The organism is Vibrio sp. HI00D65 (genome assembly GCF_001635455.1).
Classification (GTDB): domain Bacteria; phylum Pseudomonadota; class Gammaproteobacteria; order Enterobacterales; family Vibrionaceae; genus Vibrio.
In genome coordinates this window covers 1-220 of the sequence record NZ_LWEH01000252.1, presented here as the reverse complement: position 1 = coordinate 220, position 220 = coordinate 1, and the positions used below count along the sequence as shown (strand labels likewise).

Below are 220 nucleotides of genomic sequence, written 5' to 3'. Positions count from 1 at the left end.
TATCGCTCAAACTTACGCTAGAAACACCCTTCAATCAGGCGATGAAATTCTGGTGAGCGAAATGGAGCACCACGCCAACATCGTCCCTTGGCAAATCGTGGCAGAACAAACCGGTGCTAAGGTCATCAAAATCCCGATGACATCTGACTGCGAATTCGACCTTGCTGCTTTTGATACACTGTTAACGAAGCGAACCAAGATTGTTGCTCTGGCTCAGATA

Annotated in this window: 1 protein-coding gene; it reads left to right on the top strand. The window is 47.3% G+C overall.

The window, feature by feature from the left end; genetic code table 11:
* Nucleotides 1-220: aminotransferase class V-fold PLP-dependent enzyme (locus tag A3712_RS16990; RefSeq protein WP_157618798.1), on the top strand; the 220-nt coding region annotated here is incomplete at both ends.